Origin of the sequence: Sphingomonas sp. PP-CE-1A-559 (assembly GCF_004340965.1) — a bacterium.
Classification (GTDB): domain Bacteria; phylum Pseudomonadota; class Alphaproteobacteria; order Sphingomonadales; family Sphingomonadaceae; genus Sphingomonas.
In genome coordinates this window covers 286,960-301,772 of the sequence record NZ_SLYA01000001.1, presented here as the reverse complement: position 1 = coordinate 301,772, position 14,813 = coordinate 286,960, and the positions used below count along the sequence as shown (strand labels likewise).

At 61.7% G+C, this 14,813-nt stretch carries 11 protein-coding genes; 7 read left to right on the top strand and 4 right to left on the bottom strand.

Features of this window, described 5'->3' with window-relative positions; translation table 11 throughout:
* The first annotated feature begins 244 nt into the window (after nucleotides 1-244).
* From C8J42_RS01215 to C8J42_RS01205, 3 genes are all read left to right on the top strand, one after another.
* Entirely contained in the window at nucleotides 245-970 is a 726-nt protein-coding gene (locus tag C8J42_RS01215) for a haloacid dehalogenase type II (RefSeq protein ID WP_133018633.1), read from the top strand.
* 93 nt (nucleotides 971-1,063) lie between these two features.
* Entirely contained in the window at nucleotides 1,064-3,172 is a 2,109-nt protein-coding gene (locus tag C8J42_RS01210; protein ID WP_243643989.1) for a PAS domain-containing protein, read from the top strand.
* Between the two features lie 694 nt (nucleotides 3,173-3,866).
* Nucleotides 3,867-5,786, top strand: coding sequence for a ribonucleoside-diphosphate reductase subunit alpha (locus tag C8J42_RS01205; RefSeq protein WP_133018631.1), 1,920 nt, complete (start codon nucleotides 3,867-3,869; stop codon nucleotides 5,784-5,786).
* 139 nt (nucleotides 5,787-5,925) lie between these two features.
* Here the strand turns inward: C8J42_RS01205 and C8J42_RS01200 are convergent, their stop codons facing one another.
* Nucleotides 5,926-6,186 carry a DUF2171 domain-containing protein gene (locus tag C8J42_RS01200; protein ID WP_056055125.1) on the bottom strand — a complete coding sequence of 87 codons (261 nt, stop codon included), beginning with the start codon at nucleotides 6,184-6,186 and terminating at the stop codon, nucleotides 5,926-5,928.
* A 56-nt stretch (nucleotides 6,187-6,242) separates the two neighbouring features.
* Between C8J42_RS01200 and C8J42_RS01195 the strand changes: the two genes are divergently transcribed.
* The 3 genes from C8J42_RS01195 (at nucleotide 6,243) to C8J42_RS01185 (ending at nucleotide 9,231) form a co-directional block, all read left to right on the top strand.
* The gene (locus C8J42_RS01195; protein ID WP_133018630.1) at nucleotides 6,243-6,446 is read left to right on the top strand and encodes a hypothetical protein; all 204 of its coding nucleotides are present in this window, start codon (nucleotides 6,243-6,245) and stop codon (nucleotides 6,444-6,446) included.
* Nucleotides 6,447-6,508: 62 nt separating this feature from the next.
* Entirely contained in the window at nucleotides 6,509-7,564 is a 1,056-nt protein-coding gene (locus tag C8J42_RS01190) for a ribonucleotide-diphosphate reductase subunit beta (protein WP_133018629.1), read from the top strand.
* Entirely contained in the window at nucleotides 7,564-9,231 is a 1,668-nt protein-coding gene (locus C8J42_RS01185) for an AAA family ATPase (RefSeq protein WP_165895398.1), read from the top strand. Before C8J42_RS01190 ends, C8J42_RS01185 begins: the two co-directional genes overlap by 1 nt.
* 179 nt (nucleotides 9,232-9,410) lie before the next feature.
* Here the strand turns inward: C8J42_RS01185 and C8J42_RS01180 are convergent, their stop codons facing one another.
* The 3 genes from C8J42_RS01180 to C8J42_RS01170 form a co-directional block, all read right to left on the bottom strand.
* Complete coding sequence (locus C8J42_RS01180; protein ID WP_133018627.1) at nucleotides 9,411-9,626, bottom strand: hypothetical protein; 216 nt, start codon at nucleotides 9,624-9,626, stop codon at nucleotides 9,411-9,413.
* Between the two features lie 148 nt (nucleotides 9,627-9,774).
* Complete coding sequence (locus C8J42_RS01175) at nucleotides 9,775-10,788, bottom strand: cupin-like domain-containing protein (RefSeq protein WP_133018626.1); 1,014 nt, start codon at nucleotides 10,786-10,788, stop codon at nucleotides 9,775-9,777.
* A complete protein-coding gene (locus C8J42_RS01170; protein ID WP_133018625.1) occupies nucleotides 10,788-11,471 on the bottom strand; it encodes a SapC family protein in 684 nt (227 codons plus the stop codon). The genes C8J42_RS01175 and C8J42_RS01170 overlap by 1 nt, the downstream gene beginning before the upstream one ends.
* A gap of 323 nt (nucleotides 11,472-11,794) precedes the next feature.
* Between C8J42_RS01170 and C8J42_RS01165 the strand changes: the two genes are divergently transcribed.
* Nucleotides 11,795-14,788, top strand: coding sequence for a TonB-dependent receptor (locus C8J42_RS01165; protein WP_207897066.1), 2,994 nt, complete (start codon nucleotides 11,795-11,797; stop codon nucleotides 14,786-14,788).
* Nucleotides 14,789-14,813: the final 25 nt, after the last annotated feature.

The window sequence follows — 14,813 nt, the reverse complement described above, 5'->3', positions numbered from 1 at the left end:
GAGACCGGTAAAAGGCCACCACCCCGGCGGAGGCCGGGGCCCAATTGGAGAGGTCGTCGTAACAGCGGACGGCGTTCGCCAATCCACGTTTCCCAATTGGGCCCCGGCCTCCGCCGGGGTGGTGGGTAATCACCTAGGATGGCGGGATAAATTGCCGAGTTCCCCGCTCAACGGCGGCCGACACAAAGGCCCGGAACTCCCCCGCTCCCGGGAACCAACCGCCGCCTCCCACCGTCTTTCCCCCATGGTACATCGCGCCCCGATCAAAGCCCTCGCGTTCGACGTGTTCGGCACCGTGGTCGACTGGCGCTCGGGCATCGCGCGCGACGCCGCGCCCGTGCTCGCGCGCCTCGGCCGCACCGATATCGACCCGCACCGCTTCGCCGACGGCTGGCGCAAACGCTATCAACCGGCGCTCGAGGAGGTCCGCAGCGGACGGCGGCCGTTCGTCATTCTCGACACGCTCCACCGCGAGGCGCTCGAAGACCTGCTCCGTCACCACGGCATCGACCCCGCCGCGCTGGACGAGGCCACGCTCGTCGACCTGACTCACGCCTGGCACCGGCTCGATCCCTGGCCCGACTCGGTCGAGGGCCTGACCCGCCTCAAGGTCCGCTATCCGATCGTCACGCTCAGCAACGGCAACATCGCACTGATGCTGGAAATGGCCCGCCGCGCCCACCTCCCTTGGGACGCGATCCTCGGGGCCGAAGTCAGCCGCGTCTACAAGCCGCTCGCCGAATCCTACCTCGCCACCGCGCGCATGCTGGCGATCGATCCGGCCGAACTCTGTCTCGTCGCCGCACACCATAGCGACCTCGCCGCCGCCCGTGCCGCAGGCCTGCAGACCGCATACGTTGCTCGCCCGCTCGAATATGGCGGTCGCGCGGCGCCCGATGCAGACGCGGCACAGGATTGGGACTTTAGTGCCGATACGCTCACGCAATTGGCCACAGAACTATGTTCGTGACTAACCTATGATAGTCCGAACAATGGATAATGCCGCGATCAACGGGTATCGGGTTTGCCGGACTGTCGCCGACACATGCCCCAAGGACCTGAGATGAAGACCGATATCCCGGCGGACGCGGATTTCCTGACCGGCGGCGGCGAGATTGCCGCGATGATCCGCGCCCACGACTGGTCGTCGTCGCCGCTCGGCCCGATCGAAGGCTGGCCGCAGTCGCTTCGCTCGATCGTCTCGCTGATGCTCGCGTCGGAATTTGCGATGTTCGCCGCCTGGGGCCCGGAGTTGGGTTTCCTCTACAACGATCACTATGCGCGCCTGCTGCACGACAAGCATCCGCACGCATTGGGTCGACGGTTCAACGACATCTGGGGCGACGTGTGGGCGGACATCAGCCCGCTCGTCAACAAGGCGCTGGCGGGGGAAGCCTCGTTCTTCGAGAACCTGCCTCTCGTCACCAATCGCAAGGGATATGACGAACAAGCGTGGTTCACTTTCTCCTACTCGCCGGTGCGGGACGAGAGCGGCGCCGTCGCGGGCATGTTCTGCTCGACCTACGAAAGCACCGAACGGGTCCTGGCAGAGCGCGCGCTGCGTGACGAACGCGAACGGATGGGCCAGATGTTCGCGCAGGCGCCGACCTTCATGGCGATGTTGCGTGGGCCCGAGCACCGGTTCGAGCTGACCAACCCCGGCTACGACAAGCTGGTCGGTCACCGAAAGATGCTGGGTCGAACCGTTGCCGAAGCGTTGCCCGACGCGGTCGAACAGGGGTTTCTCGATCTGCTCGACGGCGTGTTCGCGAGCGGCGATGCCTTTACCGCGCGCGACATGCTCTATGCGGTACAGGCCGAACCCGGCGGCGCGATCGACGATCGCTATCTCGATTTCGTCTATCAACCGATTCGCGACGCGACCGGCGCGGTCGTCGGCATCTTCGTCGAGGGGGCGGACGTCACCGATCGCAAGCGGCTCGAACGCGACCTGCAATCGCTCAACGCCGACCTCGAACAACGCGTCCGCGATCGTACGCAGGAGCTGGTCGAGGCGCAGGAGGCACTTCGCCAGGCACAGAAGATGGAGGCGGTCGGCCAGCTGACAGGCGGCATCGCGCATGACTTCAACAACCTGCTCCAGGGCATCACCGGCAGCCTGGAGATCGTCCAGCGCCGCATCACGCAAGGTCGGGTAAGCGAACTCGATCGCTTCATCACCGGCGCGACCACCGCCGCGAACCGCGCCGCGTCGCTCACCCACCGCCTGCTGGCGTTTTCGCGTCGCCAGCCGCTCGATCCGCGCCCGGTCAAGGTCAACCCGCTCGTCACCTCGCTCGAGGACCTGCTCCGCCGCACGACTGGCGAGCAGATCGAACTCGAGACGGTGCTCGGCGCCGGCCTGTGGACGACATTGTGCGATCCCAACCAGCTCGAGAACTCGTTGCTCAACCTCGTCATCAACGCGCGCGACGCGATGCCGCATGGGGGCAAGCTGACGATCGAGACGTGCAACGCGCATCTCGACGACCATTTCGCGGCCAGCCAGCGCGACGTCCGGCCCGGCCATTACGTGTGCATCTGCGTGTCCGATACCGGCACCGGCATGTCCGCCGACACGATCGCCAAGGCGTTCGAGCCGTTCTTCACCACCAAGCCGATCGGCCAGGGTACCGGCCTCGGCCTGTCGATGATCTACGGCTTCGCGCGCCAGTCCGAAGGCTATGCGAGGATTTATAGCGAGCTCGGCCAGGGCACGACGATCAAGCTGTATCTGCCGCGCCATTACGGCGAAGCGGAGCAGGACGAGGCGCTGCCCGGCCTGACGCAGGACCACGTCACCGATGCGGGCGAGATCGTGCTGGTGGTCGAGGACGATTCGGTCGTCCGCGCGCTGATCGTCGAGGTGCTGGGCGAATTGGGCTATCAAGCGATCGAGGCGCATGACGGCCCTGCCGGGCTTGAGCGCCTGCGTACGATGGAGCGCGTCGACCTGCTCGTCACCGACATCGGCCTGCCCGGACTGAACGGTCGCCAAGTCGCCGACGCGGGTCGTGCGCTGCGTCCGGGGCTCCGCGTGCTGTTCATGACGGGCTATGCGGAGAATGCCGCGCTGGCGTCGGGCTTCCTTGAGCCGGGGATGTCGATGATCACCAAGCCGTTCGCGATGGAGGCGCTGGCAACGCAGATCCGGACGATGATCGAGGGCTGAGGCAGACCGGGCGCGCCAACCAATCGCCGCCATTCCCGCCAATCACCACCACCCCGGCGGAGGCCGGGGCCCAGTTGGAAAGGTCGCAGTAACGACACGCATCGCTCAGTTGGCAACCTCCCCCAACTGGGGCCCGGCCTTCGCCGGGGTGGTGTGATTTGAGGTTATCTTCGCATCACCACGGTTCCCCCGCGAAGGCGGGGGTCTAGGAATCAAGCAGGACGACGTTCGTGCTCCTGGGCCCCCGCGTTCGCGGGGGAACTAGAGGGCGGTCCCCCCATATCCAGTGCCTGCTTCCACTCGCTCTTCTCGAAGCAACATTTGCCACCTTCCGCGCTTAAATAATTTTTCGTTCCCGCTTCGCCCCCTTGCGCTTCACGAACCCCGCAGAAGTCCACGCGTCGCGAATATGCCGCTCGGCCAACCCGCACCCGAACGCGACGAACCGAGCCCTCGACCACCCCCGCACCCCCTTGCGTCTCTTCGCGCTTTGGCACAATCTCTTGGGGTTGCGTTCGGGGGCGGACCCAATCGCTGGTAGAACAACCCTCGCATAGCCATATGCGATATGACCGTAAGCGCGCCTTCCACCGCCGCGATGGTCACTTTTTGTTCTCCCGTTTGAGCTCGCCCGATGGTAGCATGGCGACATGACGCCGATTCGAACGAATACAGAACACTAGGAGCGGTTTCGATGGATTTCAGAGACAGCAGCCGGGATAGCGACATGACCACAGACACGATCGAACAAGCAGCCCCCACCATCGAAGCCGAGGCTCCGAAGGCACCCCGCCAGGCGCAGGACAGCCACTCCGTGCGCGCGCAGATCTACCCGGTCGAGGTCGATCATAGCCGCGACGCGCTGCTGACCGAATTCGGCAAGGACACGCTCAAGGATCGCTACCTGCTCCCGGGCGAGAGCTACCAGGACCTGTTCGTCCGCGTTGCGTCGGCCTACGCCGACGACGCCGGCCACGCGCAGCGGCTGTACGACGCGATCTCGAAGCTCTGGTTCATGCCCGCCACCCCCGTTCTCTCGAACGGCGGCACCGGCCGCGGCCTGCCGATCTCGTGCTACCTCAACTCGGTCCCCGACAGCCTCGGCGGGATCGTCGACACCTGGAACGAGAATGTCTGGCTCGCCTCGCGCGGCGGCGGCATCGGCACCTATTGGGGCAACGTCCGCGGCATCGGCGAGCCGGTCGGCCTCAACGGCAAGACCAGCGGCATCATTCCGTTCGTCCGCGTCATGGATTCACTGACGCTCGCGATCAGCCAGGGCTCGCTGCGTCGCGGTTCGGCCGCGGTCTATCTCGACGTCTCGCATCCCGAGATCGAGGAATTCCTCGAAATCCGCAAACCCTCGGGCGATTTCAACCGCAAGGCGCTCAACCTCCACCACGGCGTGCTGATCACCGACGACTTCATGGAAGCCGTCCGCAACGGCGAGGAATGGCACCTCCGCTCGCCGAAGGACCAGGCGATCCGCGCCACCGTCGACGCGCGCTCGCTGTTCCAGAAGCTCGTCGAGACCCGCCTCCAGACCGGCGAGCCGTACATCGTCTTCGCCGATCACGTGAACAAGGCGATGCCCAAGCATCACCGCGAGTTGGGCCTTAAGGTCTCGACCTCGAACCTGTGCTCCGAGATCACGCTGCCGACCGGCAAGGATCATCTCGGCAACGAGCGTACCGCCGTGTGCTGCCTGTCGTCGCTGAACCTCGAGACGTGGGATCAGTGGAAGGACGAGAAGGGCCTGATCGAGGACGTCATGCGCTTCCTCGACAACGTGCTGCAGGATTACATCGACCGCCACGAACCCGGCATGGAACGCGCCGCCTACTCCGCGGGCCGCGAGCGCTCGGTCGGGCTCGGCGTCATGGGCTTCCACAGCTTCCTCCAGGCCCGCGGTATCCCGTTCGAGGGTGCGATGGCGAAGTCGTGGAACCTGCGGATGTTCAAGCACATCAGCAGCCAGGCCAACGAAGCCTCGATGCAGCTCGCGATCGAGCGCGGCCCCTGCCCCGATGCCGCCGATGTCGGCGCGATGGAGCGGTTCAGCTGCAAGATGGCGATCGCACCGACCGCGTCGATCTCGATCATCTGCGGCGGCACGTCGGCGTGCATCGAGCCGATCCCGGCGAACATCTACACGCACAAGACGCTCTCGGGCAGCTTCTCGATCAAGAACCCGTATCTCGAAAAGATGCTGAGCGAGAAGTCGAAGAACTCGGACGCGGTCTGGAACTCGATCCTCGAACAGGGCGGTTCGGTCCAGCATCTCGACTTCCTCTCGGTTGAGGAAAAGGACTGCTACAAGACGTCGTTCGAGATCGACCAGCGCTGGCTGCTCGAACTCGCCGCCGATCGCACGCCGTACATCGACCAGGCGCAGTCGCTGAACCTGTTCATCCCCGCCGACGTCGAGAAGTGGGACCTGCTGATGCTCCACTTCCGCGCATGGGAGCTCGGCATCAAGTCGCTCTATTACCTCCGCTCGAAGTCGGTCCAGCGCGCGGGCTTCGCCGGCGGCGTCGAGGCGGACAACACCATCGACCTGCGCCAGATCGACGTCGAGTCGAAGGATTACGATGAGTGCCTTGCCTGCCAGTAAGGCCTCTCGGCGTTCAAGCGTGACCCCGGCCCGTCAATCGCGGACCGGGGGGCGCCTGACGCAAAAAACCCCGGCCCGCGCGAAGCAGACCGGGGTTCGGACTGGCTATGCGGCGCGTTCGATACGCACCGCGTTCGCGTCAGGCCTCTTCTTCGAACGTCACCGCCACGTCGGCGTTGGCGGAAAGCCGGACCTTGCCGTCCTCGATATCCGCGACCAGCCCGAGCGAGATGAAGTGATGATGCCCTTCATGGCTGCCCGTGCCCTCGACGACCTGCGCGCCCGAGTCCTTCTTGGTCAGCTTGATGCGGTTGCCTTCGACCTTGTCGACGGTACCGACATGGACGCCGTCAGCGCCGATGACTTCGGCATGTTCCTGGATCTTGGTTGCATCGACCATGGTCGTTCTCCTGTGTTGGGTTCGGGTGCTGAACGCGCGCCGGGCGAGTTGGTCGCATGACGTATGGTTCAGCTATCATGTTCGTGGTCGCAGGCGTGCTCGGAATCGTCGGCACCGCGATGCTGCTCCGTTTGCGCAGCCCGAGCATCACCGAGCAGCAGACCTACGCGTTCCGCATGATCGGCATCATGCTGACCTCGGCCGCGATCGTTCTCGCGATGTCCGCCGCCGCGATGTGGCAGTGGAGCCTGGAAACATGACGCCGCCCTCCTGATTTCCCCAGTTTCCCGATTTAAAACCAATTCCCCGAAAGGCTTACCCCATGTCCCTCCTTCACGCCTCCAAGCAGTACAAGCCGTTCGAATACCCCTGGGCGTTCGAGTTCTGGAAGCGCCAGCAGCAGCTCCACTGGCTCCCCGAGGAAGTGCCCTTGGGCGAGGATTGCCGCGATTGGGCGCAGAAGCTCAGCGATCACGAGCGCAACCTGCTCACGCAGATCTTCCGCTTCTTCACGCAGGCCGACGTCGAGGTGCAGGATTGCTACCACGAAAAGTATGGCCGCGTATTCAAGCCGACCGAGATCAAGATGATGCTGACCTCGTTCAGCAACATGGAGACGGTCCACATCGCCGCCTACAGCCATCTGCTCGACACTATCGGCATGCCCGAGAGCGAGTACGGCGCCTTCCTCGAATATGCCGAGATGAAGGAAAAGCATGACTACATGCAGCAGTTCACCGTCGACAACGACGAGGACATCGCGCGCACGCTGGCCATGTTCGGCGGCTTCACCGAGGGCGTCCAGCTGTTCGCGTCGTTCGCGATGCTGATGAACTTCCCGCGCTTCAACAAGATGAAGGGCATGGGCCAGATCGTCACCTGGTCGATCCGCGACGAGAGCCTCCACTGCGAGGGCATCATCAAGATGTTCCACACCTTCTGTCAGGAGCGCCAGTGCCTGACCAAGGCGGTCAAGGACGACATCGCCGACGTCTGCCAGACGACGATCCGCCTCGAGGACAATTTCATCGACCTCGCCTTCGAGATGGGCCCGGTCAACGGCATGACCCCCAAGGAGATCAAGAAGTACATCCGCTTCATCGCCGACTGGCGCATGACGCAGCTCGGCCTGAAGCCGATCTACATGATCGACGAGCACCCGCTGCCCTGGCTCGCCCCGATGCTCAACGGCGTCGAGCACGCCAACTTCTTCGAACAGCGCGCCACCGAGTATTCGAAAGCCGCGACCAAGGGCCAGTGGAACGACGTCTGGGACTCGTTCGACAAGCGCCAGACCGCGAAGAAGGGGCCGATCGCGAATGTGGACCTGAGCGAAGTTCGAGATATGTTCTCCACGGCTGACGTGGCGGCTGAATAGTGAGCAAAAATGCCTCATATTCTCCTAGTATAAGTTTAATTCACCTTCGCGACGGGAGTAGTATTTCGCTGAATAGCGGCTCTACTACTTTCGTAGTCGGGCCGAATAACGGCGGAAAGTCAACTTTCCTTCGGGAGATAATTGTTGATTATCATGTTTCAGAAGTCAACAAGAGCAAATGGATTGACAAGGTAGAATGTAATCTTGGATCGAAGCAGGATTTTACAGGGTTTTTGTCAGATAGATTTATAGACGAAAATAGTTCTTTTGCAAAAGATGTAGTTACTGGCGCCACCGTACTAAAACAATACACTACTGATTTCTACGAAAGCTACAGACTCGGTCACCCCGATTACCTAATTAAAATTCTGAACGCTGAAAATAGAATTCAACTATCAAATCAAACGATTTCACCTGACGTTATCAAAGGCTCCGTACTTCATCCGTATCATGTTTTCTTTTTTGATCCGGATATGGAGTATAACTTCTCGGACAAGGTTAATGCCGCGTTTGGTAAAAACGTTCGGATTAATCGAACCGGTAGTCATACAACTGCATACTTAGGAAATATATCCAGTCATCCAAGGCTTTCAGCAGAGTATGAACAGCACATAATTCAAAATATGCTGCCAATATCGACCTTTGGTGATGGAATACGTTCTTACGTTGGAATCTTGTTGAATTTTTCAGCCGATCCCCGCCCAGTTACCGTGATTGACGAGCCAGAAGCATTTCTTCACCCTCCGCAAGCTTTCCGGTTGGGCAAAGAAATAGCAGAACTTGCCACCTCCCAAAACAGACAGGCCATTATTGCCACGCACAGTTCGGATCTTATTAAGGGAGCACTGTCCGCCGAGGCGGCCAACGTTCAGTTCGTTTATCTTGACCATTCCAGACCGAAAAAATATCATGTCGTTGATAGCTCAGCCGTAGCGGCATTCGGTCGAGAACCCTTTTTAGTTCACACAGATGCACTAGATGCTCTTTTTTATAGCACAACTGTAATTTGCGAAGCCGATGCGGATATAATGTTTTTCAAATGGGCACTCAGCAAAAGCCCAACATTATCTTTGGACGAGATATTCTGGATACCAAGCTACGGAAAGAGCGCGGTGCCAGGAATATTAAGAAGCATGATTGCGTTAGGCGTCAGCGCAAAATGCGTATTCGATATAGACGTTCTACTGAGTAGAAATATTATAGATGAGGTCTGCTCCCTTCTTAAAATAGATATTTCAGGATATAAGTCATTTTTGGATCGCCTTCCGACAACCATAAAAATTCCGCCAGTCACCGAAACTCTCACAAAGATTAGTGACGCGGTTAATTTAGTTCAAGAAGATGACGACGATCAATCACGGTCGAATATAATAAGAACGGTGAAGAAAATATCCGAGGGCTTAAGTAAATCATGGTCATTAAAAGCCACCGGACTGAGACTTTTGCCAAAAGGCCATGACCAATCACAAGCTCGCTCGCTTATCGATCATTTAGCAAAGAATGGCGTCCTCATACTTCAGGAGGGCGAGATTGAGAATTACGCTCCTGAAATAGGTGGACATGGTCGATCTTGGGTAAAACAGCTAATAGATCAAGACACGCTGGATGAACAAATGAGCGGATCGCTTAAAAAGCAGTTTTCATTGTTGCTACATTCCCAAAGTTGACCAATTAATAGGCCTATGCCGCCGCAATTTTATTTGCCGGGTTAGTGCATCTCCGAAGGCTAATTCATTCCACACCGGGGCGAACGCTTGCCGCCGCCATAGTGCCGCGCGAGTCCGTGACGGACCGGTACCGCGCCCAGTGACACCCCGTCGCGCTCGACGATGCGGAGTTTGCGGCCTTAGCGGTCGACGTCGCGCTTGATCGGGGTCAGCGTGAAGGGGCCGGCGTTGAGCAGCGGCTGCATCTTCAGCGTTTCCGCCTGCCCCAGCCGTGCTTCGCGCGCGGAGCGCGGCGGGTGGGTCTTCGGGGTGTCGATGTCGGCGATGCTGATCTTGGTGCCCGCCAGACCGGGTGGCCGTCGACCATGCAGTCGATGCGCTTGGTGTGGCCGCATATCGTGATGCGTGCGGAGACCGCCTTGCCGCTCGACAGTGCGGAGGTGATCGCAACTGTGGACGCCGCACGGGCAACACTTGCCGCGACTGAAGTTCGTCGCCGATCGCACGTACGAACTCCACACGACCGTACATTATCCCGCACTCTCAACCGCCGCGTAGCAGGCGCATCACCAGTGTTCGAATACGCCCGTAAGTCTCCTTCGACGCGCCGAGCACGCCGTGGCGTTCGGGCGGGAGGAACGCGAGCGGGTGGCCGTCGGGACGGAACACGTAGTGATCGAACCACGCGCGCCACGCTGCGCGCTCGGCCGGCGGGCGTTCGGCGATCGTCAGCAGCGACAGCAGCATCGCGGTGTAGGGCTGGTCCGGTCCTGCGCTGAACCCGTCCCACCAGAAATTGACCAGGACGTTGACGTCGCCGACCGCCTCGACCTGATGCCACCAGAGTTTCGGCACGTAGAGCGCGTCGCCGGGCTCCAGCTCGACCACCAGCGCGCGGTCGCGGGCGTTCTCGAAGCGGGGGAAGCGCGGGTCGCCGGGCTCGCTGCCGACCGCGAGGCTGATCGGCTGGCCGGCGAGCGTGTGGTCGATCGGTCCGACATACAGGTCGCGGATCGCGTCGGGCGGGAACAGCGTGAAGCGCCGCCGCCCCGCCGCGACGCACGCGACATTGTCCATCGTGTCGTAATGGCAGGCGACGGTCGAGGCGTGCCCGACCCAGAACCGGGGGCGCACCGCGGGCGGTACGAACGGCAGGCGGGTGGTCTCCTCGATACCGGGGAAATACGTCTCCACGGTCATCGACCCCATGTACATGCTGGTCCGGCCGGGGTCCGCCGCGCTGTCGAGGATTCGCGTCAGCGCCTCGCCGAACGGCACCGAACTGCGGTCGAAATTGAACCCGGCGAGCGTCGCGTCGTAATTATAGCGTGCGCCGATCTCGGGCTTGCCGACGAACACTTCCGCGAGCTTGCCGCTATCGAAGCGGCGAAGCTGCGCCACCACGCCGTCGAGCGCCGCACCCGGCGTCGTCGCGCCCGACAGCATCGGCCAATCCCGCGCCGCGCCGCGCAGCACCGCGGGCTCGCACCGCGCCATCACCTCGACCTGGAAAATTTCCGGATCGCGCAATGCGTCTGCGGGCGGCTCATGCAGCATCAGCCGATGTCCGCCAGCCGGTTGTTCCGGATCCGGCCGAGCGTCCGCAGATGGCGGATCGATCCGGCCTGCGCATAGGCGAGTTGCAGGTCGCCGCGGCGAAACAGGTCGAGCACTGCGGCGTCGGGCAATGCGTGCAGCGCGTCGAGGCTGATCGTGTAGAGCCCTTCGAGCGTCAAATGTTCGCCGTCGTCGAAGCTCATCGTCACGTCGATCGGCTCGAGCAAGCGATGCGCGAGGAAACGCCCGATCAGCGCGTCGGTCTCGGGAATGCCCGACTGGAGGACGTGCAGCGCCTGCTGGATGCGCTTGAGTGGTAGCGCTGCCTCACCGTTCATGTCGAACAAAAGCTGGCCGTCCGGCGCCGCAAAGACACCGTGTTCGCGGTCGACGACCAGTTGCCCGTCGGTGATGTAGAAGCCCTGGCGTTCGAGGTCGGCGGGTCGATAGTCGAGCAACGCCCCCTTCACCGCCATCAGGTTGCGGCCCGGCTCCAGGCCCATCACGACGCCTGCGTAGAAGGCACCGGTTTCCGGGTGTTTCGTGAACAAAATCGCATAATACGGGGCGGCTTGGAGAAATTCGTCCGCGACGATCTGCGCGAATTGCCGCTCGCCATCGTGCGCGCGCGACACGCGCAACGCCGCGTGCTGCGCATGGCTCAGCATCTCCCAGATCGGCATCCATCTCTCTCCGTACAGTCTTCTTGGCTAAGAGATCGCACATGGCGCCCCGGTTGCAAAGCCTCGCCGCGACCACTCATACAAATGCTTGCATTGATTGTTAGCCTGAGTATTGTGAGCGCTACCGTAGATGATCGAGACGGTGCGGAAACGCGCATGATTCGATCGTCGAAGCAGTTTTGTCGTGAACGCCTCTCACAAGAAGGGCGGTGCGGCGCCGCATGAGGGGATGTTTGACCGTGACCACCACTACGCGCGCTTTCGGCTTTCGAGGACTGGCCCACCCATCGAGCGCACTCGCCTGCGCGACCAGCGTACTGGCGATGATGTGGTCGATCCCGGCAATGGCGCAGGATCAGGGCAATCTTCAGAACAGCACGACCACGCAGCCGTCCGCGCCGCAGCCAGCCGTGCCGACGACCGCGAACACCACGACCGCGTCGGAGGCCGGACAGCCGCAGGACGCAGCGACCGCGCCAGACGTGTCGCAGGGTAACACTGTGCAGGGCGGTACAGCGCAGAGCGACGACATCATCGTCACCGGCCTGCGCGGATCGCTCCAGCGCAACCTCGACCTGAAGCGCACCTCGTCGGGCGTCGTCGACGTCATCTCGGCGGAAGACATCGGCAAGTTCCCGGATTCCAACATCGCGGCGTCGCTGCAGCGCCTACCGGGCGTGACGATCCAGCGCTCCGGCTCGCGCGGTGAGCCCAATGGCATCACGGTTCGCGGTTTCGCCGGCGATTTCAACACCACGTTGTACGATGGTCGCCGCATCTCGACCGCAACCGGCAATCGCCAGATCGATTTCAGCGCCGTCGGCGTCGATTTCATCGGCCAGTTGAGCGTCTTCAAGACGCCCGACGTCACGGTCGCATCGAGCTCGATTGGCGCGACGGTCGATATCGCGTTCCCCAAGCCGTTCGACCATCCCGGTTTCCGCCTTGCCGCGACCGGATCGGGTTCGATCCAGGATCGTGCAGGCAAGATCGTGCCGACCGCCGGCCTGCTCATCAGCAGCACGAACAATGACGAGACGTTCGGCGTGCTGGCCGACGCGATCTACACGCGCCGCGATACCGAGACCAATCGCGTCTACGTATCGGGTTGGCCGGGCGGCAATTTCGCGCCGTGCCAGCTGACCGGTAACGCCGGGGCGGCAAACTGTGCGCCGACGAGCGATCCGAAGTCGGCAAACTACGCCAATCCCAACAACCGCCAGAACCTGCCCGGCTGGTTCCCGCAGCAATATGGCGCGGAACAGCAGCGCGTGAAGGACGAGCGCGTCGATGCGCGCGTCGCGTTCCAATATCATCCGACCGACGACCTGATGGTCACGCTGGACAACAATTTCTCGCGCCAGACCATCAACCAGGACAATTACGCGTTCGGCGTGTGGTTCAGCCAAGGCGACCTGCGCAACGTCACGCTCGACAAGAACGGCACGGCGGTCGACTTCACGCAGGCCGGCAGCCCGACCGATTTCACGGCTGCGGAAAACAAGCAGATCCTGCAGACCAATCAGACCGGCCTGAACGTCAAGTATGACGTGACGGAAAATCTGACGCTGGAAGCAGACGGCTCGTATGCGAAAAGCTGGCTGAACCCCGGCAACGTGATCGGCAGCAAGAACGGTGACATCGGGTACGGCAACGCGCTCGGCAACGTCCTACGCTTCAAGGTCGACGGCAAGAGCAGCGACGCCTTCCCGACGATCAGCAACTTCGGTCCCGCCGGCGATGGCGCACGCTGGGCCGATCAGTCGGTGATCGGTACGCACGTCACGGTCAACCAGACGCAGCACAATACCGATGAACTCGCCCAGTTCCGCGGCAACGCCACCTGGAAGCAGGACAATTTGACGCTCAAGGCCGGTGGCCAATATTATCAGGACACGTTCAACTTCCGCAACCAGAGCACGTTCACCAACAATTTCTGGCAGGCCTATGCCGGTTATGGCGGACCATCGGGACGGACGACGGGCGTTTCGCCGGTCCCCGCGAATATCTACCAAGGCTCGGTCAGCCTCGACAACTTCATTCCCGGTTTCAACGGCAGCCTGCCACCGTCGGTGTTCGTGTTCAGCCCGACCGCGTATCAGAACTACCTGACCAGCCTCGGCAATCCGTACGCCAAGAACATCCCGGGCTTCAATTACCCGAGCCCGACGAGCGGCGATGGACTGCTTGGCTTCCGCGGTAATTTCGACGAAGCGGTCGATCCGGGCAGCGTCCTGAACGTTCGCGAGCGGACCTGGTCGCTCTACTTCAGCGCGAACTTCAAGGCGGACGTCGGCGGCATGCCGTTCACGATGAACGCGGGCGTTCGCAACGAAACGACGAACCTGCGCGCGACTGGGCAAGGTCGCCTGCCGACCTCGATCACGACGAGCACCGCCGATCCGTCGTTGCTCGGCATCCCGACCTACACCGCAATCGTGCCGAACACGACCAACAGCTCGTATTCCTACCTGTTGCCCAGCCTTGATGCGAAGCTGGAAATCACCAACACGCTGCTGGTGCGCTTCGACGCGTCACGTACGCTGACCCGCCCGAGCCTCAGCGTACTCAACCCGGTGCTGAACGTCGGCAACGGCCAGCGCGTCGGCGCCCTGACGGCCAGCGGCGGCAACCCGAATTTGAAGCCGTATCTCGCGGACAATTTCGACGTCGCCGCCGAATGGTATTATCAGCGCAACTCGTATTTGTCGGTCGACTTCTTCCTGAAGAACGTCAGCAACTTCATCATCGGCGGCGTGACGCGGCAGTCGATCAACGGGCTGATCGATCCGACGACGGGCATTCTGGCGAGCTTCGCCGTATCGCAGCAGGTCAATGGACCCAACGCGACCGTCCGTGGCGTCGAACTGGCGTGGCAGCAGGTGTTCGGTAACTCGGGCTTCGGGTTCCAGGCCAACGCAACCTTCGTCAACACCAACCGGCCCTATGACGACAAGAACATCTCGCAGACCGGCTTCGCGGTCACCGGGTTGGCAAATTCGGCGAACTTCGTCGGCTTCTATGACAAGGGTGGGTTCCAGTTCCGCACCGCGCTCAACTGGCGCGACAAGTATCTGCTTCAGTTCGGCCAGAACCAGAATACCGGCGCGTTCGGGTCGGAGCCGACCTTCGTCGACCAGAGCTTCCAGGTCGATCTGTCGACGAGCTACGACGTCAACAAGCAGGTCAGCGTCTTCGCCGAAGCGTTGAACGTCAACAACAACCAGCAGAGCACGCACGGGCGCTACGACAACCAGTTGCTCGACGTGTTCGATTACGGCCGCCGCTACACCGCGGGCGTCCGCTTCCACTTCTGATCCCCCTCCCACTGGCGGAGCACGA